22 protein-coding genes and 1 riboswitch are annotated in these 24,658 nt (G+C 71.3%); of the genes, 15 read left to right on the top strand and 7 right to left on the bottom strand.

The annotated features are described in order from the left end of the window. Nucleotides 1-58 precede the first annotated feature (58 nt). Nucleotides 59-3,235 (bottom strand): helicase-related protein, encoded by a 3,177-nt coding sequence (locus BLQ03_RS00885; protein ID WP_090752101.1) that lies wholly within the window; start codon nt 3,233-3,235, stop codon nt 59-61. A 147-nt stretch (nt 3,236-3,382) separates the two neighbouring features. On the opposite strand from BLQ03_RS00885, the gene hrpB reads away from it, so the two are divergent. Next, entirely contained in the window at nt 3,383-5,806 is a 2,424-nt protein-coding gene (gene hrpB / locus BLQ03_RS00880; protein WP_090751684.1) for an ATP-dependent helicase HrpB, read from the top strand. A gap of 75 nt (nt 5,807-5,881) precedes the next feature. On the opposite strand, the gene BLQ03_RS00875 is transcribed toward hrpB, so the two are convergent. Then, the gene (locus tag BLQ03_RS00875) at nt 5,882-6,490 is read right to left on the bottom strand and encodes a L,D-transpeptidase family protein (RefSeq protein ID WP_090751682.1); all 609 of its coding nucleotides are present in this window, start codon (nt 6,488-6,490) and stop codon (nt 5,882-5,884) included. A gap of 11 nt (nt 6,491-6,501) precedes the next feature. Further along, a complete protein-coding gene (locus tag BLQ03_RS00870; RefSeq protein ID WP_090751680.1) occupies nt 6,502-7,704 on the bottom strand; it encodes a MalY/PatB family protein in 1,203 nt (400 codons plus the stop codon). Between the two features lie 76 nt (nt 7,705-7,780). Here BLQ03_RS00870 and def (BLQ03_RS00865) point away from each other — a divergent pair, with 76 nt between their 5' ends. The 5 genes from def (BLQ03_RS00865) to BLQ03_RS00845 all read left to right on the top strand — a co-directional run bounded on the left by def (BLQ03_RS00865) (nt 7,781) and on the right by BLQ03_RS00845 (nt 11,490). Next, nucleotides 7,781-8,299 carry a peptide deformylase gene (gene def / locus BLQ03_RS00865; RefSeq protein ID WP_090751678.1) on the top strand — a complete coding sequence of 173 codons (519 nt, stop codon included), beginning with the start codon at nt 7,781-7,783 and terminating at the stop codon, nt 8,297-8,299. Beyond that, entirely contained in the window at nt 8,300-8,800 is a 501-nt protein-coding gene (def, locus tag BLQ03_RS00860) for a peptide deformylase (RefSeq protein ID WP_090751676.1), read from the top strand. Nucleotides 8,801-8,885: 85 nt separating this feature from the next. Beyond that, nucleotides 8,886-9,779 (top strand): methionyl-tRNA formyltransferase, encoded by an 894-nt coding sequence (gene fmt / locus BLQ03_RS00855; RefSeq protein ID WP_090751674.1) that lies wholly within the window; start codon nt 8,886-8,888, stop codon nt 9,777-9,779. Nucleotides 9,780-9,849: 70 nt separating this feature from the next. Next, nucleotides 9,850-11,223 (top strand): MATE family efflux transporter, encoded by a 1,374-nt coding sequence (locus tag BLQ03_RS00850; protein ID WP_090751672.1) that lies wholly within the window; start codon nt 9,850-9,852, stop codon nt 11,221-11,223. Between the two features lie 30 nt (nt 11,224-11,253). Next, a complete protein-coding gene (locus BLQ03_RS00845; RefSeq protein ID WP_090751669.1) occupies nt 11,254-11,490 on the top strand; it encodes an Lrp/AsnC ligand binding domain-containing protein in 237 nt (78 codons plus the stop codon). 5 nt (nt 11,491-11,495) lie between these two features. Here BLQ03_RS00845 and BLQ03_RS00840 read toward each other — a convergent pair whose 3' ends face one another. The 4 genes from BLQ03_RS00840 to BLQ03_RS00825 all read right to left on the bottom strand — a co-directional run bounded on the left by BLQ03_RS00840 (nt 11,496) and on the right by BLQ03_RS00825 (nt 14,810). After that, nucleotides 11,496-12,911 (bottom strand): inorganic phosphate transporter, encoded by a 1,416-nt coding sequence (locus tag BLQ03_RS00840; protein WP_090751667.1) that lies wholly within the window; start codon nt 12,909-12,911, stop codon nt 11,496-11,498. A 7-nt stretch (nt 12,912-12,918) separates the two neighbouring features. After that, a complete protein-coding gene (locus tag BLQ03_RS00835) occupies nt 12,919-13,392 on the bottom strand; it encodes an NUDIX hydrolase (RefSeq protein ID WP_090751665.1) in 474 nt (157 codons plus the stop codon). Continuing rightward, nucleotides 13,389-13,817, bottom strand: a complete 429-nt coding sequence (arfB, locus tag BLQ03_RS00830) for an alternative ribosome rescue aminoacyl-tRNA hydrolase ArfB (RefSeq protein ID WP_090751663.1) — start codon at nt 13,815-13,817, stop codon at nt 13,389-13,391. The genes BLQ03_RS00835 and arfB overlap by 4 nt, the downstream gene beginning before the upstream one ends. Before the next feature lie 207 nt (nt 13,818-14,024). After that, entirely contained in the window at nt 14,025-14,810 is a 786-nt protein-coding gene (locus tag BLQ03_RS00825) for a ComF family protein (protein ID WP_245688622.1), read from the bottom strand. Here BLQ03_RS00825 and BLQ03_RS00820 point away from each other — a divergent pair. The 9 genes from BLQ03_RS00820 to gcvT all read left to right on the top strand — a co-directional run bounded on the left by BLQ03_RS00820 (nt 14,809) and on the right by gcvT (nt 24,655). Continuing rightward, the gene (locus tag BLQ03_RS00820; RefSeq protein WP_090751661.1) at nt 14,809-15,648 is read left to right on the top strand and encodes a class I SAM-dependent methyltransferase; all 840 of its coding nucleotides are present in this window, start codon (nt 14,809-14,811) and stop codon (nt 15,646-15,648) included. The genes BLQ03_RS00825 and BLQ03_RS00820 overlap by 2 nt on opposite strands. Then, nucleotides 15,645-16,703 (top strand): ferrochelatase, encoded by a 1,059-nt coding sequence (hemH, locus tag BLQ03_RS00815; protein ID WP_090751659.1) that lies wholly within the window; start codon nt 15,645-15,647, stop codon nt 16,701-16,703. The genes BLQ03_RS00820 and hemH overlap by 4 nt, the downstream gene beginning before the upstream one ends. Before the next feature lie 84 nt (nt 16,704-16,787). Next, nucleotides 16,788-17,807, top strand: a complete 1,020-nt coding sequence (gene hslO / locus BLQ03_RS00810; protein ID WP_090751657.1) for an Hsp33 family molecular chaperone HslO — start codon at nt 16,788-16,790, stop codon at nt 17,805-17,807. Continuing rightward, the gene (locus BLQ03_RS00805) at nt 17,807-18,397 is read left to right on the top strand and encodes an NUDIX hydrolase (protein ID WP_090751655.1); all 591 of its coding nucleotides are present in this window, start codon (nt 17,807-17,809) and stop codon (nt 18,395-18,397) included. The genes hslO and BLQ03_RS00805 overlap by 1 nt, the downstream gene beginning before the upstream one ends. Beyond that, nucleotides 18,394-19,587, top strand: coding sequence for a CCA tRNA nucleotidyltransferase (locus BLQ03_RS00800; RefSeq protein ID WP_090751653.1), 1,194 nt, complete (start codon nt 18,394-18,396; stop codon nt 19,585-19,587). Before BLQ03_RS00805 ends, BLQ03_RS00800 begins: the two co-directional genes overlap by 4 nt. Continuing rightward, nucleotides 19,584-21,437: an ABC transporter ATP-binding protein gene (locus BLQ03_RS00795; protein WP_425415705.1), complete on the top strand. Its 1,854-nt coding sequence runs from the start codon at nt 19,584-19,586 to the stop codon at nt 21,435-21,437. Before BLQ03_RS00800 ends, BLQ03_RS00795 begins: the two co-directional genes overlap by 4 nt. Further along, the gene (locus BLQ03_RS00790; protein WP_090751651.1) at nt 21,434-22,651 is read left to right on the top strand and encodes a class I SAM-dependent RNA methyltransferase; all 1,218 of its coding nucleotides are present in this window, start codon (nt 21,434-21,436) and stop codon (nt 22,649-22,651) included. The genes BLQ03_RS00795 and BLQ03_RS00790 overlap by 4 nt, the downstream gene beginning before the upstream one ends. 106 nt (nt 22,652-22,757) lie before the next feature. Beyond that, complete coding sequence (locus tag BLQ03_RS00785; RefSeq protein WP_090751649.1) at nt 22,758-23,273, top strand: L,D-transpeptidase family protein; 516 nt, start codon at nt 22,758-22,760, stop codon at nt 23,271-23,273. Between the two features lie 69 nt (nt 23,274-23,342). Next, nucleotides 23,343-23,430: riboswitch (glycine riboswitch) on the top strand. 124 nt (nt 23,431-23,554) lie between these two features. Next, on the top strand, nt 23,555-24,655 hold the full coding sequence (gcvT, locus tag BLQ03_RS00780; RefSeq protein WP_090751647.1) for a glycine cleavage system aminomethyltransferase GcvT: 1,101 nt from the start codon (nt 23,555-23,557) through the stop codon (nt 24,653-24,655). The last annotated feature ends 3 nt before the right edge of the window (nt 24,656-24,658 follow it).

Here is a 24,658-nt window from a genome sequence, read left to right as displayed (position 1 = left end):
GGCCAGCGGGGCCGTCGGGTTCAGTGTCCGGCGCAGGCTTGACGCCGCGGCCCCTGCGTCAGGCGGCCCGGGCGGGCTCCATCTCCTCGGCGCGCTCCGCCACGGCCGCCAGCAGCCCGGCGGTGCGTTCGAGCCGTTCGCGCGGGTCCTCGATCGCCTCGCGCAGGACGAGGCAGTCCTCCTTGCCATCGAGCCCCAGCGCCTCGGCGTCGGGTGTAGCCCCCTCGCGCGGGTAAAGGACGATGCCCGCGGGACCGGCGACCACGCGGGCGATGCCCGCCGCATGGGCGGCCTCGCGCAGGCGGACGATCTGCAGCAGCACCCGCGCCTCGGCCGGGATCTCGCCGAAGCGGTCTTCGAGTTCCGCTTCCAGCAGGTCGACGGCTTCCGAGGAATCCATGCGGGCCAGACGCATGTAGATTTCCAGCCGCGTGTCCGGGTCGGCGATCCAGCTTTCGGGCAGCTTCCCCTGCAGGCCAAGCTGAAGGTCGGGGATCCAGCGCTCGCCTGCGCCGCCCCGCGCCGACAGGGCGTCGGCCAGCAGCCGCTGGTAAAGCTCGATCCCGATCAGCTTCATGTGGCCGGCCTGCTCCTCGCCCAGCAGGTCGCCCGCCCCGCGCAGGTCGAGGTCGCGGGCGCTGATCTCGAAGCCCGCGCCCAGGCGGTTCAGCGTCTCCAGCGTCTGCAGACGCTTCAGCGTCAGCTCGGGGATCGTTTTTCCGGCTTCCGTGAACATCAGCATGTGGGCGCGCTGGTTGCCCCGGCCTACGCGGCCCCGCAACTGGTGCAGCTGCGACAGGCCGAAGCGGTCGGCCTTGCAGACGACCATGGTGTTGGCCTGCGGCACGTCCAGCCCCGCCTCGATGATGTTGGTGGCCAGCAGCACGTCGCCCTCGCCGCGGGCGAATCGGATCATGGACTCGTCGATCTCGGCGGCGGGCAGCTTGCCATGGGCCTGCAGGATCTCGAAGCCGGGCAGAAGCTCGCGCAACTGCTCGGCCATCGGCTCCATGTCCTCGATCCGGGGGACGACGACGAAGCTCTGCCCGCGCCGGGCGCGCTCGCGCAGCAGGGCCGCGCGCAGGGTGCCTGCGTCGAAGGGCGCGACCGAGGTGCGGATGGGCTGGCGGCGCGCGGGGGGCGTGGCGATGACCGACAGCTGCTGCAGGCCTACCAGCGCCGATTGCAGGGTGCGCGGGATGGGGGTCGCGGTCAGCGTCAGGACATGGCCTGCGGACAGCTCGCGCAGCTTCCCCTTGTCGGCGGTGCCGAAGCGCTGCTCCTCGTCGATGATGACAAGGCCGAGGTCCTTGTAGCTGACCCCCTTGCCCGCGACCGCGCCCGTGCCGATCACGACGTCGATCGAGCCGTCAGCCAGTCCTTCCTTTACCGCCTTCTTCTCGGCGGCAGTGGACAGGCGGTGCAGTGCGCCGACCGTCTTGCCCAAGGCGGCGAAGCGGCGCTGGAAAGTTTCGACATGCTGGCGCGCCAGAACCGTCGTGGGGGCGGCGACCGCCACCTGACGGCCCTCCAGCACGGCGATGGCGGCCGCGCGCAGGGCGACCTCGGTCTTGCCGTAGCCCACGTCGCCGATCACCAGCCGGTCCATCGGCTTCCCCGAGGCAAGGTCGTCGCGCACCGCCTCGATGGCGCGGGCCTGGTCGGGCGTTTCGGTGAAGGCGAAGCCCGCGGCGAAGCGTTCGTAATCCGCAGGATCGCCCTCCAGCACCGGGGCCTCCTGCCCCCTGCGCGCCTCGGCCAGTTCCGAAAGGGCTTGGGCGGTTTCCGCAACCGCCGCCTCGACCTCGTCCTTGCGCTTGCGCCAACTCGAGCCGTCCAGGCGGTCGAGCGTGACCGCCTCGGGCTCGGCCCCATAGCGCCAGATGCGGTGCGCCTGCAGGACGGGGACCAGCCGCACGCCGTCCGCCGCATAGGTCAGGCGGATCGCCTCGCCCGGGTCGCCCTCGCCCAGGTCGGGCAAGGGCTCGATGCCCGCCACGACGCCGATGCCGTGGTCCTCGTGGACCACCACGTCGCCGATACGGATGCCCACCTGGTCCAGAAGCGTCTGGCCCGAGGCCACGGCATCCTCGCGCAGGGCGCGGCTGCCCAGCAGGTCGGCGGCGGCAACGGCCAGAACGCAGTCGCGCCGGAAGCCCCGCTCGGCCGGCATGGGCAGGGACAGGAGGCTGCCGGGCTCGGCCCCCGCGACCTCCTCCCAAGAGCCGGCGGCGCGGATCGTGCGTTCCAGCAGACGTGCCGCGCGGCGGGACAGGAAGCGCAGGTCGCGCTCGCTGCCCAGAAGGACCAGCCGCTCGCCTGCCTCCAGCACGGCACGGGCAGTGCGGGTGAAGGCGCGTTCGGGCGCGCGGCTTTCGACGAAGCGCGGCGGCGGGTCGCCGGCGCGCGCCAGCTCCAGGGTCTCGCGGTCCTTGATCGAGGCCGCCCAAGCCTCTTCCGGCAGCACGCGCCGGATCGCAGCGGCGCTGCCGATCTCGGCGGCCAGCTTCAGGACATTGCGGCGACGCTTGTCGGCGGCGGGGGACAGAACCAGCCGCGCGCCGGGCAGGTGGTCGGGCAGGGCGCAGCGCGTCTCGCCCAGCGCAGGCTCGGTCACGGCGGCGATGGTGCAGGACTGGACCTCGGAGAGCGTGCGCTGGTCGAGGATGTCGTAAAGGCTGATCCAGGCGATCCGGCCCTCCGCCACCTCGATCCGCACGGGGTCCTCGGACTGTGCGGGGAAGACGTCCAGCACCTGCCCGCGCAGGGCGACCTCGCCCGGCTCGTCCACCCGGTCGTCCTCGGCATAGCCCAGCGCCACGATGGAATCGCGCAGGGCAGGCAGGTTGATCTCGGTGCCCACCGTCACCGACAGCAGCTCGGCCGGGACCTCGGACGGCGCGGGCCAGGCCAGTGCCAGCGCGTCGGCCGTGGTGACCAGGGCGACGGGTCCGTCCTCGCGCCCGCGCAGGCGCGAGATCCCGGCGTTCCGCAGGCCGATGTTGGCGGGCGAGGCGGGCGAGCTGTCCCCCGGCAGCGCGTCGCTTTCGGGCAGAAGGATCACCTGTGCCCCCGGCGCAGCCACGGCCAGCGCACGGGCGACGGCCATGGCCTCGGTTTCCGATTCGGCGGCGAAGATGATGTCGCCCTGCGGTAGCTGCTCGGCGAGGGCCGCGGCGGTTTCGGCATTTCCAAGGCGGCCGGCGGGCCGGGCCTTCTCGGGAGATGGGGGCATGATGGCTTTCGGCAAAGGAACGGGTCCGGAGGCAATCAGGTCCGTGTCCGGCCCTTCCTGCGTCAGCTTCAACTACATTCGCGCGCGCCGGTTCCGGCGCGGACGGCAGGTTTGCAGCCGCGCGCGTTTTCGGCCACGACAAGGGCGATGACCGACGCCCGATCCCCCGACGCCCTTCCCATCGACGATGCAATCCCCGAGTTGCGGGCGGCCTTGGCCGAACAGGGCCGTGCGGTGCTGGTGGCCCCGCCCGGCGCGGGCAAGACGACGCGGGTGCCGCTGGCGCTGCTCGACCTGATCCCCGGCCGCATCGTCATGCTGGAGCCGCGCCGCCTGGCCGCCCGGGCCGCGGCCGAGCGGATGGCCTCGACGCTGGGCGAACCCTTGGGCGCGACCGTCGGCTACCGCATCCGGGGCGAGGCGGTGCCGGGGGCGCGGATCGAGGTCGTGACGGAAGGGATCCTGACGCGCATGATCCAGTCCGACCCCGACCTGCCCGGCACCGGCTGCGTGATCTTCGACGAGTTCCACGAGCGCAGCCTGAACGCCGACCTCGGGCTCGCGCTGGTGTGGGAAAGCCGCGCGGCGCTGCGGCCCGATTTGGCGGTGCTGGTGATGTCGGCCACGCTGGACGCGGAACCGGTCGCGGCGCTGCTGGACGACGCGCCCGTGGTGCGCTCGCGGGGCCGGGCCTTTCCGGTGGAAACGCGCTGGCTCGAACGGCCCTTGCCTGCGGGCGCAAGGCTGGTCCCCGAGGCCGCCCGGCTGATCGCTGAGGCCGAGTCTGAGACACGCGAGACCGGCGGCACGATCCTGGCCTTCCTGCCGGGCGAGGGCGAGATCCGCCGCGTGGCCGCGATGCTGGACGGTCCCGCCGAGGTGATGCCGCTTTACGGCGCGATGGAGCTGTCGGCGCAGCGTGCCGCCCTGGCCCCGCCCGGTGAGCGAAGGCGGATCGTGCTGGCGACTTCGATCGCGGAAACCTCGCTGACGATCCCGGGCGTGCGGGTGGTGGTGGACGCAGGGAGGGCGCGGCGGGCGCGGTTCGACCCCGGCTCCGGCATGACGCGGCTGGTGACGGAGCGCGTCAGCCGCGCCGAAGCCGAGCAGCGGCGTGGCCGCGCGGGCCGGATCGCGCCGGGCATCTGCTATCGCATGTGGGCGCGGGCCGAGGAGGGGAGCCTGCCCGCTTTCGCCCCGCCCGAGATCGCCACCGCCGATCTGGCGGGGCTTGCCCTGGAACTGGCGGCCTGGGGTTCCGAGGAGGGGCTGGCCTTCCTGACCCCACCCCCCACTGCCGCGCTGGCCGAGGCGCGGGCGCTTCTGGAAGCCTTGGGCGCGCTGAAGGACGGCCGGATCACCCCGCATGGCCGGGCGCTGGCCGCGCTGCCGTTGCATCCGCGCCTCGGGCACATGCTGCTGAGGGCCGGGCGCGAGGCGGCGGACCTTGCCGCGCTGATGGCCGAGCGCGACCCGATCCGGGGGGCGCCCGCCGACCTGTCGCTGCGGCTTCAGGCCATCCGCGATCCCCGCGCCTATGCCGAGCGCCACCCCTGGCCCGCCGACCGCGGCACGGTGGAACGCATCCGTGCGGAAGGACGCCGCCTGCGCCGCCTCGCGCCCGACGCGCCCCCGATGAGCCTGGGTGAGATGGCGGCGCTGGCCTACCCTGACCGCATCGGTCTGCGCCGCAAGGGGGATGCGCCGCGCTATGTCCTGTCCGGCGGCAAGGGCGCGGTGCTGGCCGAAGGTGATCCTTTGGGCGGGCAGCGGCTGATCGTGGCGACCGACCTCGACGGCGATGCGCGCGAGGCGCGGGTGCGGATGGCGGCTGCGCTGGACGAGGCGGACCTGCGGGCGCTCTACGCCGAACGGATCGAGGTGGTTGAGGTGGTCGAGTGGTCCCGCCGCGACGGCCGGGTGCTTGCGCGGCGGCAGGAGCGGCTGGAGGCGCTGGTTCTGTCCGATCGGGCACTGGACGATCCCGACCCCGAGGCGGTGGCGCTTGCGGCGTGGGAGGGCCTGCGCGACCTCGGCCTGCCTTGGTCGCCTGCTGCCCGGCGACTGCGGGCGAGGATCGCGCTGGTGGAAGGGATGCCGGATGTGTCCGACGCGGCGCTGCTGGCAGATCCTGGCTGGCTGCTGCCTTGGCTGGGAAAGGCCCGCACGAGCGCCGACCTGCGGTCGCTGGACCTGACCGAGCCGTTGAAGGCGCTAATCGGCTGGGACGGCCAGCGGTGGCTGGACGAGGCGGCGCCCGCAGCTTTTGTCTCGCCGCTCGGCCGCCGCATTCCCATCGACTACGATGCCGAGACGCCCACCATCGAGGCCAGGCTGCAGGAGCTGTTCGGCGTCACCCGCCACCCCACGGCGGGCAGCCGCCCCCTGCGCATCCAGATGCTGTCGCCGGGTGGCAAGCCCATCGCGTTGACGACCGACCTGCCGGGTTTCTGGGCCGGGGGCTATGCCGATGTGCGCAAGGACATGCGCGGGCGCTATCCGCGCCATCCCTGGCCCGAGGACCCCACGAGCGCCGATCCGACACTGCGGGCCAAGCCGCGCGGGACGTGAGAAGTGGGGGCTCTGCCCCCGCCCTGCGGGCTCCCCCGGGATATTTGGACAAAGAAGAAAGACGCCGAGGCGCGCTCAGGGCCTGATCTCGACCTCGGTGCCGATGGGCGTATGGGCGAAAAGCTCGCGGATTTCGGGGTTGGTGACGGCGATGCAGCCGGCGGTCCAGTCGCCTCTGACCTTGAAACCCTCATCGACCTGGTTGGGCTGGCCGTGGATCATGATGTCGCCCCCGGGATCGACGCCTTCTGCGCTCGCTCGGGCGCGGTCCTCGGGGCGCGGGTAGTCGAGGCCCAGCGACAGGGTGAAGCTGCTGCGGTCGTTCAGCCGGTCCACGGTGAAGATGCCCTCGGGGGTCTTGCCGTCGCCCTGCTGCACCTTGTCGCCCTCCGGCGCGAAGCCCAGAGCGATGGACATCACGCGCGGGTTGCCGTCGCGCTGGAAGATGGTCATCCGGCGGGCGGATTTCTCGACCAGGATGCGCTCGACCGGGCTTGTGATTGCCGGTGCAGGCTGGGGGATGCGGATCTCGGGCAGGCGCGGCGGCCGCGGGATCGGGATGTTCGTGGCCGGAGGCGGCACCGGCAAGGGCAGGGTGGGTGGCAGCGGCAGCGGCAGCGGCAGGGGGATGCCGCCGGTCCAGGCGAACCACCCGGCCAGCGCCACCGCCCCCAGCGCGGCCATGCGCAGCGGCCTCATTGCAGGTCGGCGAAGGCCTCGCGCAGACGGGACGCGGCCTCGGCCACCCGCGCGCGGGGCGTGGCGAGATTGAAGCGCATGTGACCCGCGCCGCCCAGGCCGAAGCTTTCGCCGTGGTTGGCCGCAATCTGGGCGCCCTGCTCGATGCGGCGGTGGATTTCTGCCGGCTCCATCCCCGTGCCGGTGAAATCGACCCAAGCGAGATAGGTCGCCTGCAGGGGCATGGACCGCGCGCCGGGGATGGCGTTGACGGCCTCGTCGAAGATGCGGGCGTTGCCGGCGATGTAATCGACCAGCGCATCCACCCAGGCAGCGCCCTCGGGCGAATAGGCCGCCGTCACCATCGGCAGGCCGAAAAGGCCGGGCGAGATGCCCAGCGCCATCATCCGCGCCTTGTACCGGTCGCGCAGGGTATCATCGGCAATGATCGCGTTGCCCAAGTGCGCGCCCGCGATGTTGAAGGTCTTGGTGGCGGCCGTCAGCGTCACCAGCCGGTCCGCGATCTCGGGCGCGGCCAGTGCCGTGACAGTGTGGCGGGGACCTCCGGGCAGGACGAGGTCGTGATGGATCTCGTCCGAGACGAGGATCAGGTCGCGGGCGCGGCAGAAACCGGCGATCTCGCGCAATTCTTCGGCCCTCCAGACCCGGCCGCCGGGGTTGTGGGGGGAGCAGAGGATCAGCATCCGTTCTCGGCCCGTCAGGCGGCTTTCCCAGCCGTTCCAGTCCAGCGCATACTGGGCGTCACAGACCGCCAGCGGCAGTTCCGTCACGGTGCGGCCTGCGGCTTTGATGACGCGGGCGAAGGCGTGGTAGACGGGCGTCATCAGCGCCACCGCGTCGCCCGGCGCGGTGAAGGCGTCCACCGCCAGCGCCGTGCCGTTGACGAGTCCGTGGACCGAGAGGATGTGATCACGCTCGACCTGCCACCCGTGCCGGGTCTGCATCCACCAGCGGATCGCGTCGAGATAGGGTTCGTTCACGCCCGGATAGCCGTAGACGCCATGGGCGACCGTCGCCTCCAGCGCGCGGCGGACGCCTGCGGGCGCGGCGAAGTCCATGTCGGCGACCCACATCGGCAGGGCGTCGGGCGCGTCCAGCCCGAAGACCCCGGCCATGTCGTCCCACTTGTTGCACATCGTGCCCCGGCGCTCGATGGCGTGGTCGAAGTCGGGGGCGGCGAAGCGGTCGGGTCTGTTCATCGGAGGTCTCCTGTCACGCGCCCCGACCATAGCGGCTTGTTGCGCGGCGGAAAGGCTTGTCCTATGTGCGAGGGCCATGACGCGCCCCATCCTTTTGTTCCCCGATCCCCGGCTGAAGAAGCTCTGCGACCCCGTGGGCCGGATCACGCCCGAGATCGAGGCTCTGGCCGACGAGATGCTGGCCACCATGTATGCCGCGCCGGGCGTGGGCCTGGCCGCGCCGCAGGTGGGCGTGCTGCAACGCCTCTTTGTCATGGACTGCACCAAGGACCCCGACGCGCCCCGCGCGCCGCTGGTCATGGTGGACCCCGAGATCGTGGGCACGTCCGAGGCGCTGAACACCTATGAGGAGGGCTGCCTGTCCTTCCCCGAGCAATATGCCGAGGTCACGCGCCCGGCCGAGGTGCGGATGCGCTGGACGGGCCTCGATGGCAAGGTGCACGAGCGCGACTTCGACGGGCTCTGGGCCACCTGCGCGCAGCATGAGCTGGACCACCTGAACGGGAAGCTCTTCATCGATCATATCGGGCCGATGAAGCGGCAGATGATTTCGCGCCGCATGACCAAGATGAAGCGCGAGATGGCGCGGGCCTGAATGGCGGTCCGGCCCTTCATCCCCTATGCCGACCGGCGGCTGCACACGCCCGCAGCAGCCGTCGAGGCGGTCACGGACGAGATCCGCGCGATCTGGGACGACATGATCGACACGATGGAGGCGATGCCCGGCGTGGGCCTGGCCGCGCCGCAGATTGGCGTGATGCTGCGGCTGGCGGTCGTGGATGCCTCGGACCAGCGGGGGCAGGCGGTGCGGATGGCGAACCCCGAGGTGCTGCACGCCTCGGTGAAGATGCGGTCGCACGAGGAGGCCTCACCCAACCTGCCGGGCGTCTCGGCAGTGATCGAGCGGCCGCGGGCGGTGACGGTGCGGTTCCTCAACGCGGCGGGCGAGGTCGAGGAGCGGGACTTCGTGGGCCTGTGGGCGACGAGCGTGCAGCACCAGATCGACCATCTGGACGGGCGGGTCTACGTGGACCGCCTGTCACCCCTGAAGCGGCGGATGCTGGTGGCCAAAGCGGCGAAGCTGGCGCGCAGGTGAGACGCGCCGGACCGGGGCTCTGCCCCATCGTCGTATACGACAATTCCGGGATATTTTCACGAAGAGGAAAAGAGGGGAGCGGGTGATGCGCGTCGTGTTCATGGGGACACCCGAATTCTCGGTTCCTGCGCTTCAGGCGATTGCCGCACGGCACGAGGTCGTCTGCGTCTATTCGCAGCCGCCGAGGGCTGCGGGACGGGGGCAGAAACCCCGGCCCTCGCCGGTGCAGGCAGCGGCGGAGGCGATGGGCATTCCGGTGCGGACCCCCGTGCGGCTGAAGGGGGCCGAGGAGCAGGCGGAGTTCGCGGCCCTTGGCGCTGATGTGGCGGTGGTGGTGGCCTATGGGCTGATCCTCCCGCAGCCGGTGCTGGATGCGCCGCGGCTCGGGTGCCTCAACATCCACGCCTCGCTGCTGCCGCGCTGGCGTGGGGCGGCGCCGATCCATCGGGCGGTGATGGCGGGGGATGCCGAGACCGGCGTCGCCATCATGCAGATGGAGGCGGGGCTGGATACCGGGCCGGTGCTGGCCGAAGCGCGCACCCTGATCGGAGACGAGGACACCACGGCCGACCTGCACGATAGGCTGGCGGGGATGGGTGCCGACCTCATCCTGAAGGTGCTGGACCGGTTGCCGCTGCCCGCCGTGCCGCAGGCGGCCGAGGGCGTGACCTATGCCGCCAAGATCGACAAGGCCGAGGCGCGGATCGACTGGACCCGGCCCGCCGCCGAGGTGGACCGGCTGATCCGGGGGCTGTCGCCCTTTCCCGGCGCCTGGTGCATGGCCGGGGGCGAGCGTCTGAAGCTGCTGCGCTCGCGGCTGGCCGAGGGGCAGGGCGCGCCGGGCGAGGTGCTGGGCGGGCTGGTCGTCGCCTGCGGCGAGGGCGCGGTCGAGATCACCGAGGTCCAGCGCGAGGGCAAGCGCCCCCTGCCCACCGCCGAGGCGCTGCGGGGAATGGCGCTGCCCGCGAGGCTGGACTGACCGGCACGGTCCGGGCGAGCAGTCAGGCGCGGCCTTCCCGCGCCGCCTGATTGAGAGTAACGGGCAGGGCATGAGCCTGCGCCCGCACCTGACCGCCACATTCCTTCTCGGCCTGCCGCTGGTCGGCACCCATGTCAGCCGGATGCTGATCGGGGTGACGGACACGATCCTGATCGGCCGCTACGGCGTCGACGAGCTGGCGGCGCTGGTGCTGGCGACCTCGTATTTCTTCATCCTGACCATGCTCGGGTCCGGCTATGCGCTGGGCGTCATGGGGGTGATCGCCAATGCCCGCGCGCGGGATGACGCGGCCGAGCTGCGGCGGGCGACGCGCATGGCGCTGTGGCTGTCGGTCCTGCACTCCCTGCTGATCGTGCCGCTTCTGTGGTGGTCGGGACCGATCCTGTCGGCCTTGGGGCAGGAACCCCGGGTCGCCGCGCTGGGGCAGGAATGGCTGCGGGTGATGATCCCGGCGATGCCCGCCGTGCTGGCGGGGATGGTGCTGAACAGCTATCTCGCGGCGCTGGGGCGGCCCAACCTGGCGCTTGTCATCAACGTGGTCGGACTGCCGGTCAACGCCCTGTTCAACTGGCTGCTGATCTTCGGCCACTGGGGCCTGCCGGAGCTGGGCGTGCGCGGCTCCGGCATCGCCAGCCTCGCGGTGAACTGGCTGCAGCTTGCGGCACTTGCCGCCTGCGCCGCCTGGGCGCCCGAGGGGCGGCAGTACCGCCTGTTCCAGCGGCTCTGGCGGCCTGACTGGGCGGCCTTCCGGTCAGTCTTCGCGCTAGGGCTGCCGATCGGGCTGACCCTGGTGGCGGAAACGGGGATGTTCACCGGCGCCAATGTCCTGATGGGCTGGTTCGGGGCCGAGCCGCTGGCCGCCCATGGCATTGCCCTGCAGATCGCGGGGCTGACCTTCATGGTCCACCTGGGGATCTCCAACGCCGCCACGATCCGCGTGGGGACGGCGCATGGAACCGGCGACGCGCAAGGGATGCGGCTGGCCGCCATCGCGGCGATCCTGCTGTCGGCAGGCTTCGCCCTGATCCCGATGGCGGCCTTCCTTGCCATCCCCGAGACGCTGACCGGGCTTTACCTCAACCCCGCCGATCCGAAGGCGCCGGTGATCGTCGCGCTGGCGGCCTCGCTGATGCTTTACGCCGGGCTGTTCCAGCTGGCGGACGCGATGCAGGCCATCGCGCTGGGGCTGCTGCGGGGCGTGCAGGACACCCGCGTGCCGATGGTGCTGGCGGTGGTCAGCTATTGGCTGATCGGCCTGCCCGCGGGCTGGCTGCTGGCTTTCCCGCTGGGCATGGGGCCGCAAGGCCTGTGGCTGGGGCTGCTTCTCGGGCTGACGGCGGCGGCCGGGCTGCTGATGTCGCGCTTCTGGCGCTGGGCGGGCGCGCAGGGCGCCGCTCTGGCCCGCGCGCCGCAAGCCCGCTAGACTGGCCCGCGCCCTTCCTGCGAGGTTCCCATGCGTCCCGTCTTTGTCCAGTTCCGCTGCACCCCCGGCAAGACCTATGAGGTCGCCGATGCCATCTACGACCGCGAGGTCGTGAGCGAGCTTTACTCGACCTCGGGCGAATACGACCTGCTGGCCAAGGTGTATGTCCCCGAGGACCAGGACGTGGGCCATTACCTGTCCGAACGGCTGTTCGACATCCCCGGCATCAACCGCACGCTGACCACGATGACCTTCCGCGCCTTCTGAGGGCGTCAGGCGATCACCCGGGCGATGACGGCGGCCAACGCCCCCGCGGCGGGCAGCGTCACCACCCAGGCGGCCAGCGTCCGCAGCACGGCCGAGCGGCGCACCAGCCGGCGGCGATGCAGTTCCTCGGGTGGCAGGGGCTTGCGGGGCCGGGTCCGGCGGAAGCGCCGCTCTTCCCATTCGCGGTAGAAGCCGACGCCGAAGACGCCGCCCACGGCGACATGGGTGGTGGACACCGGCATCCCCAGCCGCGTCGCCACCAGCACCGTCAGCGAGGTCGCCAGCAGCACGCAGAGCGCGCGGGCGGTGTTCAGCCGGGTGATCCGGCTGCCGACCATGTGCACGATCCGCCGCCCGAACAGCAGGGCGCCCACCGCGATCCCCGCGCCCCCCAGCGCCAGCAGGCGCAGCGAGGCAGGCCCCGCCTCGGGCCACATCGCGGCCGCGCGCACCAGCACCGCCAGGGGCGCCACGATGTTGGCCACGTCGTTCGAGCCGTGGCCGAAGCCCATCAGGATCGCCCCCAGCACCAGTGGCGGCCCCAGCAGGCGGTCGAGCATCTGGCGGCTCGGATGACCCGCCGCGAGTTCTCCGGCCATGCGGATGCGGGCGGCAAGGACGGCGCCCGCGCCGATGGCCAGCGTCGCCACAATGACCAGCGCAGGCCGCGCGCCGCCCAGTGTCAGCGCGTTGACCGCCAGCACTGCCGCGATGACTCCCACAAGCCAGGGCAGCCAGCGCACGGCCGCCTCTGTCCGGTCAGGCGCGCGATGGATCAGGTGCCGCAGCACCGCCAAGAGCGCCGCCCCCACCAGCGCCGCCGCGATGGGCGAGGCGACCCAGACCGTCGCGATCCGTGCGAGCCCGCCCCAGTAGAGCGCGCCGGGGCCGAAGACCGCGAGCCCCGCGCCCGCGATGCCGCCCACGACCGCATGGGTCGTGCTGACAGGCGCGCCTGCCCAGGTGGCCAGCGCGATCCAGCTGGCGGCGGCCAGCATCGCGGCCAGCATGACCGTGGCGGGGGCGGTGCCCTGCAGCATCAGTTCGGCCGGCAGGATGCCGGTGGTCAGCGTCTCGGTGACGCGCCCGCCCGCCAGCATCGCGCCCGCGACCTCGGCCAGCGCGACAAGGAGAAGGCCCGTCTTCATCGAGACCGCCCCCGCGCCCACAGCAGGCCCGAGCGCGTTCGCCACGTCGTTGGCGCCGATCGTCAGTGCCAGGAAGGCCGCCACCAGCAGGCCCGCGATCATCATGCCGGGCGCGGCGGTCCCGCCTGTCACGACCGCGCCGACAAGCGCAACGAGTGCGGCAAAGGTCAGGGCGAGCCCCAGCCGCGACACCGCGCGCAAGGAATGGACCCCGGCGCTTTCGGCATTGGCCACGCGGTCGAGGTCCTTGTCGAGGGTGCGGAAGCTGCTCATCCCCCGGTTAGGCGCGCGCGGGGCGGAGTGCGGGCGCAGGGACGCGCGCAAGTCCCTTCAACAGGGCGGCAAGTTCGGGCTCGGCCACCAGCGCGGCCGCCTGGGCGGGGGGAAACCAGCGGCGGCTGCGCTGGGCCTGTTCGGGCCACTGGTCGGCCAGGGTTTCGACCGGGACCACGAAGACCCGCACCTCGACCGGGATGGCGAAGCCCTCGTCCTGGGCCTTGTCGTAAAGATAGCCGCCCAGTTCCTGAGCCGCTGGAGCGCGCACCCCCGCTTCTTCCCACGCTTCCTGCAGGGCGGCCTGGGCCAGGGTGCGGCCGGGCATGGGCCAGCCCTTTGGGATGATCCAGCGCCCCGTGCCGCGGCTGGTGATCATCAGCACGTCGCCCGTCGCAGCATCGCGGCAGACCGCCCCCACCTGCAGGCGGGGACGGCGCGCGCCGAGAAGCCGGGCCAGGCGCTGGCGCAGCCCGATCATCCGTCGTCCGCCGTGCTCACCGAGCCGCGCAGGGCCTTGACCGTGCCGCGCTGCGCCTTGGCGGCCAGCCTGCGGCGCTGGCTGCCCAGCGTGGGGCGTGTGGCGATGCGGGGGCGGGGGGCGGCAAGAGCCGAGCGGATCAGCTCGGCCAGCCGCTCGCGCGCGATCTCGCGGTTGCGGGCCTGGCTGCGGGTGTCCTGGACTTGGATCACGATGGCGCCGTCCGAGGTCCAGCGCCGACCCGCGAGCCGCCGCAGCCGCGCCTTGACGGGCGCGGGCAGGTGGGGCGAACGCTCGGCCTCGAAGCGCAGCTCGACGGCGGTCGAGACCTTGTTGACGTTCTGTCCTCCCGGTCCCTGGGCACGCGTGAACTGCTCGGACAGTTCCCAGTCCGCAAGGGCAATGGTGTCGTTGATCCGCAGCATGGAGAAAAGATGCAAATCCCTGTGACGGTTGGAAAGAGGTCGAAGGATAACTTATCTTGAATGCTTGCGTTCCTGCCCGGAAATCCTGCGGCCGCCGGGCAGGATGGCAGTCGCTTCGGCAGGGCGCTGCGTGCTGTAGCCATGCAAGGGGGTGCGGGATGACCCTGCGGCGAATGAGGTCTCGGGGATGTGCCTCGCTGCGGCGCTTCATTCCGGCGGTTCGGTGACCGCGGCGCCTGGCTTGCCTTCCTTGACGGCCCGCGCCAGCACCGCGACCGAGACCGGTCCCGCGCCCCCCTCGGCCAGAGCCCGTGCCGCCGCCGCCAGCGTCGCCCCCGAGGCCATCACGTCATCGACCAGCAGCACCGGTCGCCCTTCGAGCCGCGCCCGCACGCGGTCGGCCACCCGGATCGCGCCCTCGACATTGGCGAAGCGGTCACCCACCGACCCGTGGTCCTGCATGGGCGTGTGCCGCACCCGCCTCAGGCCTGCGGCTTCAAGCCGCAGGCCGTGGATGCGTGCCACGGCCGCGCCCAGCAGCGCCGCCTGGTTGTATTTCCGCGCCAGCATCCGACGGGGATGCAGCGGCACCGGCACCACCACCATGCCCGGCGCGACCAGCGGTGCCGCGGCCGCCGCGAGCCAACGGCCCAACGCGGGGGCAAGGTCCGGCCGGTCCCCGTGCTTCAGTGCCAGGACCAGCCGCCGCCCGCTGCCCGCATAGACCACCGCTGCCCGGCCCCGCGTCCAGGGACGCGGGCGGGCGAGGCAGTCGTCGCAGCGCAGCCCCGCCTCGTTTCCGCCGTCGCCGGGCAGGGGAATGCCGCAGGTGTCGCACAGGCAGGCCCCGATGAACTCGGCCTCGCGCCAGCAGGCGGGGCAGAGCGCCCCGTCCTCGGCCACGCCCGCCCCGCAATCGAGGCATTGCGGCGGGAACAGAATCGTGCGCCCCGCTTTCATCACCGCACCGAAGGCCCTAAGTTGCAGTCCCATGTCCGCCCCTGCCCCCTCCTCCAGCGCCCCGCCGCGCCTGACCGACCGCCCTGCGCTGCAACGCAACCGCGCCCGCGCCGCCCGGACGGGGCGCGAGGACTGGCTGCACGCGCTGGTGCTGGACGAGATCCAGGATAGGCTTTCCGAGATTAACAGAAGGTTTACCGCGCCCGCCGTCGTGACCGGCCATCCCGCGTTCTGGTCCGCCGCGATGCCCGGCGCCCGGGTGGTGCCGGACGAGGCCGTGCTGGACCTTGAGCAGGGCGCGCACGACCTCGTGATCCACGTGCTGGCGCTGCACTGGGCCGACGATCCGGTGGGACAGATCATCCAGTCGGCCCGCGCGCTGGTGCCGGACGGGCTGTTCATGGCCGTCCTGCCGGGCGGCGAGACGCTCGCCCCCCTGCGCGCCGCGCTGGCGCAGGCCGAGGTCGAGGTCACGGGGGGCCTTTCGCCGCGCGTCGTGCCCCTGGGCGAGATCCGCGACCTCGGCGCGCTGCTGGCCCGCGCGGGGCTGGCGCTGCCGGTGGCCGACCAGATCAGCCAGAAGGTCAGCTACCGCGACTTCTTCCACCTGGCCCGCGACCTGCGCGCGATGGGCGAGGGCAATGCGCTCGACCGCCGCCTGCGGCACCCGACGCGCCGCGACGTGCTGCTGCGCGCGGCGCAGATCCTTTCCGACACCGCCCCCGATCCCCAGGACCCCGGCCGCATCCGGCTCGAGCTTGAGTTGATGTTCCTGACCGGATGGGCCCCCGCCGAGAACCAGCCGAAACCCCTGCGCCCCGGATCCGCCAGGAAAAGCCTGGCCGAGGCGCTGAGCCAGAGGACCCAATGAACCAGCACGCTCGCCCGCAAGACCTGAGCCAGCCGCGCCACGCCCCCAAGGATCATCCGGCGCTGCCGCAGCCCAAGATCGGCATCCTTGTGGCCAACCTCGGCACGCCCGACGGCCACGACTACTGGTCGATGCGCCGCTATCTCAGCGAGTTCCTGTCGGACAAGCGGGTGATCGACTATCCGGCGTGGAAATGGCAGCCGCTCTTGCAGGGGATCATCCTGACCAAGCGGCCCTTCACCTCGGGCAGGAACTACCGCTCGATCTGGAACAACGAGGCGAACGAAAGCCCGCTGATGACGATCACCAAGGCCAAGGTCGCCAAGCTGCGCCAGACCTGCGCCGAACGGTGGGGCGACCGGGTGATCGTCGATTTCTGCATGCGCTACGGCAATCCCTCGACCCAGTCGGCCGTGGAACGTATGGTCAAGGCGGGCTGCGACCGGATCGTCTTCCTGCCGATGTATCCGCAATATGCGGGCGCCACCTGGGCCACGGCGAACGACCAGTTCTTCCGCGCGCTGATGACGCAGAAATGGCAACCCTCGGCCCGCGTCTGCCCGCCCTATTTCGACCGCCCCGACTATATCGAGGCGCTGGCTCAGTCGGTCGAACGCACGCTGGGGGGCCGCCGCCCGCAGAAGCTGGTGGCCTCGTATCACGGGATGCCCAGGCGCTATCTGATGGAAGGCGACCCCTACCACTGCCAGTGCCAGAAGACTTCGCGCCTGCTGCGCGAGCGGCTGGGCTGGCCCGAGGACGCGATCGACACCACCTTCCAGTCGGTCTTCGGGACCGAGGAATGGTTGCGGCCCTATACGGTCGAGCATGTGGCGGAACTGGCGAAGCACGGCATCACCGACATCGCGGTGATCTCGCCCGCCTTCAGCGCCGACTGCATCGAGACGCTGGAGGAGATCAACGGCGAGATCCGCGAGGCCTTCGAGCACGCGGGCGGCAAGGGCTTCACCTACATCCCCTGCCTGAACGACGACGACGCCCATATCGCCGTCCTGACCGGGGTGATCGCCGAGAACATGGCCGGCTGGGCCTGACCTTGGGTTGGCGCGCGCGCCTGCCTATATTGGCGGGCGACGCCGCGCCGCGACCCTTGGCGCGCAGATTTCCGAAAGGCCCCCATGACCAACATCAACCAGATCGCCTGGGACGATACCGTTCTGCCCTTCCAGCTTGACCGTTCGGGGGTGCGCGGACGCGTGGCCCGCCTGGACGGCGTGCTCGAACATATCCTGTCGCGCCACGACTATCCTGCCCCCGTGGCGGCGCTCGTGGCCGAGGTCGCGCTTCTGACTGCGCTGATCGGGCCCACGATCAAGCTGCGCTGGAAGCTGTCGATCCAGGTGCGCGGCAATGGCGCCGTCCGCACCATCGCGGCGGACTATTACGCGCCCGCCTCGGACGGCGGCCCTGCCCGCATCCGCGCCTGGGCCAGCTTCGACACCGACCGGCTGGACGACCGCACGCCGTTCGAGCAGATCGGCGAGGGCTATTTCGCCATCCTGATCGACCAGGGCGCGGGCAACCTGCCCTACCAGGGGATCACGCCTCTGGCGAGCGGGTCGCTGTCAGCCTGCGCGGGCACCTATTTTGCCCAGTCCGAACAGATCCCGACCAGCTTCACCCTGTCCTACGGGCAAAGCCGGATGGCCGGTGACGCCGAACGCTGGCGCGCGGGCGGCGTCATGCTGCAGACCCTGCCGGCGCAGCCGATGGACGCGGGCAAGGGCGGCTCGGGCGAGCATGGGCTGATCGAGGCCGCCGACATCCTGCAGGGCGCGCAGTCCGAGGACTGGAACCGCGCCAACCACCTGCTGTCCACGGTCGAGTCGATGGAACTGATCGGCCCCTCGGTCGCGCCCACCGACCTGCTGGTGCGCCTGTTCCACGAGGAAACGCCGCGCGTCTTCGATCCCCAGCGGGTCGAGTTCGGCTGCTCCTGCTCGGCCGACCGGGTGCGCGGGACGCTGTCTATCTATTCGGCCAAGGACATCCGCCACATGACCACGGACGAGGGCACGGTCACCGCCGACTGCCAGTTCTGCGGCGCGCATTACGAGTTCGACCCGGCCTCGCTGGGCTTCGAGGCGACCGTGGACGCCGACGGCAACGCCCTGTCCGGCGCGGAGGAGCGCGGCTGATGCTGCAGGCGGCCGAGGTCCGGGGAAGGCTCAAGCGGGCGCTCGATGTGCCCGCCGGGGCCACCTCGGACTTCGACCGGAACGGGGCCATCCCGGCGGACCTTCCGGCGCGGCCGGCGGGGGTGCTGGCCGCCTTCCACGAGGACGGGCGGCTGCTGCTGACCAAGCGCGCGAGCGGCTTGCGCCACCATCCGGGCCAGATCGCCCTGCCCGGCGGCAAGGTCGATCCGGATGATACCGACGAGACTGCCGCTGCCCTGCGTGAGGCGCGCGAGGAGGTAGGGCTGGACCCCACGCAGGTCGAGGTGCTGGGCGTTCTGCCGCCGCACCGTACGGTCACCGGCTTTGCCATGACACCGGTGCTGGCGATGATCCGGGGGTCCTTCACGCCGGTCCCGGAGGCGGGCGAGGTCGAGGAGGCCTTCACCGTGCCCTTCGCTCACATTGCCGATCCCGGGAACTATCGTCTTGAGCGGCGGCTCTGGCGTGGGGGCTGGCGATCCTATCACGTGGCGCCCTTCGGTCCCTATTACATCTGGGGCGCGACGGCGCGGGTGCTGCTGGCGCTTGCGAAAAGGCTTTCCGCATGAGGATGCCCGAGGCGATCATGGGCGACTCCGCCCTGCGCCGGGTGCTGGCGGCGCTGTCGCCGCACCGGGCCCTGGTCGTGGGCGGCGCGGTCCGCAACGCTTTGCTGGGCCAGCCGGTCGAGGACATCGACATCGCGACTGACGCGCTGCCCGAGCGGGTGGTGGACCTCGCGCGGGCAGCAGGGCTGAAGCCGGTGCCCACGGGCATCGAGCACGGCACGATCACCGTGGTCGCGGACGGGCGCGGCTTCGAGGTCACGACCTTCCGCCGCGACGTGGAAACGGATGGCCGCCGCGCTGTCGTAGATTTCTCGGACCGGATCGAGGACGACGCCGCGCGGCGCGACTTCACCATGAACGCCCTTTATGCCGAGCCTTCGGGCGAGGTGCTGGACCCCGTGGGGGGCTTGCCCGACCTTTCCGCCCGGCGCCTGCGCTTCGTGGGCGACCCCGACGAGCGCATCACCGAGGATTATCTGCGCATCCTGCGCTTCTTCCGTTTCCATGCCCATTACGGCCGCCCCGGCGCGGCGGACGCCAAGGCGCTGGCCGCCTGTGCCCGCCATGCCGGTGGGCTGGCGCACATCTCGCGCGAGCGGATCGGGGCCGAGATGCGGAAGCTCCTGTCGGCGGATAATCCCGTGGAGGCGGTGCAGCTGATGGAGGACGCTGGCGTTCTGGCGCAGGTGCTGCAGGGGGCAAGGGCTGGGGGTCTGGCTGCGCTTTGCGCGGTGGCGCCGGATGGAGATGCCGGACCGGGGCGCTGCCCCGGACCCCGGGATATTTTAACAAAGAAGAAAGACTGGGAGCTTCGGCTTGCCTCGCTTGGGGCGGACGACCCGGCAGGCGCCTTGCGGCTGTCCCGGGCGGAGGCGCGGGTGCAGGAGGAACTGCACTCGGGTCTGACGCTGGGCGAGGCGGCCTATCGGCTGGGGGCCGGGCGAGCGGGGCAGCTGGCCCTGCTGCGGGCCTCGCGCGGCGAGGCGCTGCGGGCGGACTGGCGCGAGCAGATCGACTTCGCGGCGCGACAGGTGCTGCCGATTTCCGCCGCCGACCTGTCGCACCGGCTGTCGGGACCGGCGCTGGGGCGGGGCCTCAAGGCGGCCGAAGCGGCGTGGATCGAAAGCGACTTTCTGATGCCCGCGCCCGCGCTGGTGGACATCGCCCTGCTGACAGGAGAAGCGCCATGATGCTGCACCAGACTTTCGAGCGGCTGATCGACGCCTTCCGCCCCGCCGACGGGCCGCCGCCCCGCACGCTGCTGGCCTTCTTCCGCTGGGCGCTGTCAGGGGCCTGGGGTGGCTTGGGGGTCGCGGCCTTCACCTCGGCGCTGTCTGGGGCGGCCGAGGTCGCCTCGGCCACGCTGCTGGGTTGGGTCGTGGATGCGGTGGCGCAGTCGGGCGGGCGGGTGCTGGTCGATCAGGGGTTGCTGATCGCCGCCTTTGTCGCCTTTTTCCTGATTGCCCGACCGGTCATCATGGGCCTGTCGGCGGCGTCGTCGAACGTCATCATCGGCCCGAACATCCTGCCTCTGGTGCTGTCGCGCCTGCACCGCTGGACGATGGGGCACGCGGTCACCTTCTTCGACAATGACTTCGCCGGACGCATCGCGCAGAAGCAGATGCAGACCGCCCGCGCCATCACCGACGTCGCCAGCGAGATGGTCAACACCGGCACCTTCGCGCTTTCGGCGGTGCTGGGCTCGGCGCTGTTCCTGGTGACGATCGACGCCTGGGCCGCGGTGGCGCTGGTCGTCTGGCTGGTCGTCTATCTGGCGCTGATCCGCTTCTTCCTGCCCCGCGTGCGGGCCCAGTCCAAGGGACGGGCCAGTGCGCGGGCCATGATCACGGGGCAGGTCGTTGACACGATCACCAACATCAAGACCGTCAAGCTGTTCGCCAGTGCCGAATACGAGGACCAGGCGGCGCTGGGCGCGATGGAGACCTTCCGCGACCGCGCCATCGACTTCGGCCGGCTGAACACCTGGTTCCGGCTGTCCCTGACGCTGGTCGCAGGCATCCTGCCGGTGGTGCTGGTCGGCGGCGCGGTGATGATGTGGCAACGCGGCGCGGCGACGCCGGGCGACGTGGCGGCGGCAGGCGCCATCGCCATGCGGCTGGCGCAGATGACCGGCTGGGTCAGCATGTCGCTGATGGGCATCTGGGGGTCCATCGGCGAGGTCGAGGACGGGATGCAGACCCTGTCCCCACCGCACACGCTGGTCGATGCGCCGGATGCGGTGGAACTTAGGCGGCTGCGGGGCGAGGTCGTCTTCGACAGCGTCAGCTTCTCCTACGGCCGGGGCGACGGCGGGATCGACGATCTGACGTTGCGGATCGCGCCCGGAGAGCGGATCGGGATCGTCGGTGCCTCGGGCGCGGGCAAGTCCACGCTGGTTTCGCTGCTGCTGCGGCTGCATGACGTGGAAAAGGGCGCGGTGCGCGTGGACGGCTTCGACGTGCGCGGGGTCACGCAGGAATCCCTGCGCCGCAATATCGGGATGGTCACGCAGGAGACGGCGATGTTCAACCGCTCGGCCCGCGACAACATCCTTTACGGCCGCCCCGGCGCGTCCGAGGAGGAGATGATCGCCGCCGCCAAGGCCGCCGAGGCGCATGACTTCATCCTCGGCTTGCAGGATTCCACGGGCCGCAAGGGTTACGACGCGCATCTGGGCGAGCGGGGCGTGAAGCTGTCCGGGGGACAGCGGCAGCGGATCGCGCTGGCCCGCGCATTCGTCAAGGACGCCCCGATTCTGGTGCTGGACGAAGCCACCAGCGCGCTTGACAGCGAGGTCGAGGCGCAGGTGCAGGACTCGCTGCACCGGATCATGCAGGGCAAGACGGTGCTCGCCATCGCCCATCGCCTGTCCACCATTGCCGAGATGGACCGCATCGTCGTCATGGACGCGGGCCGGATCGTCGAGCAGGGCAGCCATGCCGAGTTGCTGGCCAGGGGCGGCCTTTACGCCCGCTACTGGAACCGGCAGTCGGGCGGTTTCCTGGGGACCGAGCCCGAGGACGCGCAGGCCGCCGAATGACCTGGACTGTCGAGCGATTGGGCCGGCGCGGCGACGGCGTCGCGGTGCGGGGGGAGGAGCGTGCGCTCGCACCCCTGACGCTGCCGGGCGAGCAGATCGAGGGCGAGGCCGAGGATGGCCGGATCGCCAGGCCGCGGATCGTCACGCCCTCGGCGGACCGGGTGCGGGCGCCATGCCCCCACTACAAGCAATGCGGCGGCTGTTCGCTGATGCACGCGAGCGACGGTTTCGTCGCGGGCTGGAAGGCGCAGGTGGTGCGGACGGCGCTGGCCGCGCAGGGGATCGAGGTCGAGGTGGGGGAAGTCCATATCTCTCCGTCGCGCTCGCGCCGCCGGGCGGTGCTGTCGGGGCGGCGGACCAAGGCCGGGGCGCTGGTGGGCTTCCACCAGCGGGCCTCGGACGTGATCGTGGACGTGGCCGAATGCCTCGTGGTCCGGCCCGCGATCCTGGCCGCCCTGCCCGATCTTCGGCAGCTGGTGAGCCTGGGCGGCTCGCGGGCGGCCGAACTGTCACTGGTCGTCACCGAGACGCCCGCCGGGCTGGATCTCGCCGTGCGCGGGGGCAAGCCGATGACGCCCGCGCTGCTGGGCGAACTCGCGGTGCTGGCCGGGACAGCGGGCTGGGCGCGACTCGATTGGGATGGCGAGCCGCTGGTGATCCGCCCTCCCGCAGTGCCTTTCGGCCGCGCACGGGTCGTGCCGCCGCCCGGCGGGTTCCTGCAGGCGACGGTGGAAGGCGAGGCGGCGCTGCTGGACTTCGTCCGCCGCACGGTGGGCGGGGCAGGGCGGATCGCCGATCTCTTTGCCGGCGCCGGGACCTTCACGCTGCCCCTGGCGGAAACGGCCGAGGTCCACGCGGTCGAGGGGCTGGCCACGCCCTTGGCCGCGCTGCAGGCGGGCTGGCGCGCGGCGCCGGGGCTGAGGAAGGTCACGACCGAGGTCCGCGACCTCGCGCGCAGGCCCCTGCTGCCCGATGAGCTGGCGCGCTTCGACGCGGTGGTGATCGACCCGCCGCGCACCGGGGCCCCCGCGCAGGCGGCGGCGCTGGCGCAGTCGTCTGTGCCAGTCGTGGCATGGGTGAGCTGCGATCCCGTGACCTTCGCGCGGGACGCGCGTGTGATGCTGGAGGGAGGCTATGCGCTAGGCCGGATCGAGGTCGTGGACCAGTTCCGCTGGTCGCCCCATGTCGAACTGACTGCGGCTTTCACGCACTAGGGCCGCTGGAACTGCTTAAGATTGTCGAGAGACAGAGTTGGCGGAAAACCGCCGGTTGTGGTAACGCTCGATCAATAAGACGCAAATAAGCGATTCTGGGGCAGTGATGATCTCGACCATCCGCAATCTTCTTGCGCTGACCGCGCTTGTCTTGCTGGCAGCCTGTGGCAGCAGCCAGCCCAAGAGCAAGTTCCGCACCTACAACGGCCCGCCTGTCACGCAGGTCGTGGTGGAAAAGGGCGACCGGCAGATGTTCCTGCTGAGCGGCCGCACGGTGCTGAAGGCCTATGACATCGGCCTGGGCTTCCAGCCGATCGGCCACAAGCTTTACGAAGGCGACGGCCGCACGCCGGAAGGCATCTACTTCATCGACCGGCAGAACCCGAACAGCCAGTATCACCTGTCGCTGGGGATCTCCTATCCCGATCCGACCGACAAGGCGCGGGCGATGATGCTGGGCCAGCAGCCGGGCGGCGACATCATGATCCATGGCCGCGGACCCTACGGCAACAAGCAGAAGAACCGCGACTGGACCGCAGGCTGCATCGCCGTCAACGATGAGGAGATCGAGGAGATCTTCGCGATGGTCCGTCCCGGCGTGCCGGTCGTGATCTATCCCTGACGGGCAGGTGCCGGTGCCGGCCCCGGCTCAAAGGCCCTTGCCAGCGCGCCACCTGCGCTGCTACCAAAGTCGTGGATGACGGGAGACGCTGGCGCAGGCCAGGGCCGAAGGAGCAACCGCCCCGGTAAACTCTCAGGCAGAAAGACCGCGTCCACATAAAACTCTGAAGAGTGGCTTGCCTCTCGGGGCGGCCCGCCGAAGGATAACGATCTCAGGCGCCCATTGCGGGCAGGGACAGAGGGGGCATCGACACGCGGCCGCTGGCCGCCAGGGGAGATGCCATGACCGAACTGCGCCGCACGCCGCTTTACGACCTGCATATCGAACTCGGCGCCCGGATGGTGCCCTTTGCCGGATGGGAGATGCCGGTCCAGTATCCCATGGGCGTGCTGGGCGAGCATCTGCACACCCGGAAGGCCGCCGGGCTGTTCGACGTCAGCCACATGGGGCAGGTGATCCTGCGCGGCGAGGACGCGGCGCAGGCGCTTGAGCGCCTGGTGCCCGCCGACATCGTGGGGCTTGCCCGGGGGCGGCAGCGCTACGGGCTGTTCACCAACGACGAGGGCGGCATCCTTGACGACCTGATGGTGGCCAACAAGGGCGACCACCTGCTGCTGGTCGTGAACGCCGCCTGCGCGGAACAGGACATCGCTCACATGACCGCGACCGGGCTGGCGCCCGAAGTCGTGACCGACCGTGCGTTGCTGGCTTTGCAGGGGCCGGGGGCCGAGGCCGCGCTGGCGGCTCTGGTGCCGGATGCCGCCAACCTGCGCTTCATGGATGCCGTCGATCTGACCTGGGAAGGCGACAGGCTGTGGGTCAGCCGCTCGGGCTATACCGGCGAGGACGGCTTCGAGATCAGCATCCACGAGAGCCGTGCCCCTGATTTCGCCCGCGCCCTGCTGGCGCAGGAGGGCGTCGCGCCCATCGGTCTCGGCGCCCGCGACTCGCTGCGGCTGGAAGCCGGGCTGCCGCTTTACGGCCACGACATGGATACCGGGGTCACGCCCGCGCAGGCCGGTCTCGGCTGGTCGATCCCCAAGGTCCGCCGCGCGGGCGGCGAGCGCGAAGGCGGATTCCCAGGCGCCGGGGCGATCCTGCCCGAACTCGGCAAGTCCTCGCGCGCCCGCCGCGGGCTGCGCCCCGAGGGCCGCGCCCCGATCCGCGAAGGCACGCCGGTCTTTGCCGAGGCCGAGGGCGGCGAGCCGGTCGGCCGCGTGACCTCGGGCGGCTTCGGCCCCTCGGTCGGGGCGCCGGTCGCCATGGCCAGCCTGCCCGCCGAGATCCCCGAAGGCGCGACCGTCTATGCCGAACTGCGCGGCAAGCGCCTGCCGGCCGTGATCGCCCCCATGCCATTCGTCAAACCCACCTACAAACGTTGAGGC

The sequence above is a fragment of the Paracoccus chinensis genome, from assembly GCF_900102885.1.
GTDB lineage: Bacteria > Pseudomonadota > Alphaproteobacteria > Rhodobacterales > Rhodobacteraceae > Paracoccus > Paracoccus chinensis.
Note: the sequence above shows the minus strand (reverse complement) of the source record. Positions and strands in the feature narration are given on the sequence as shown.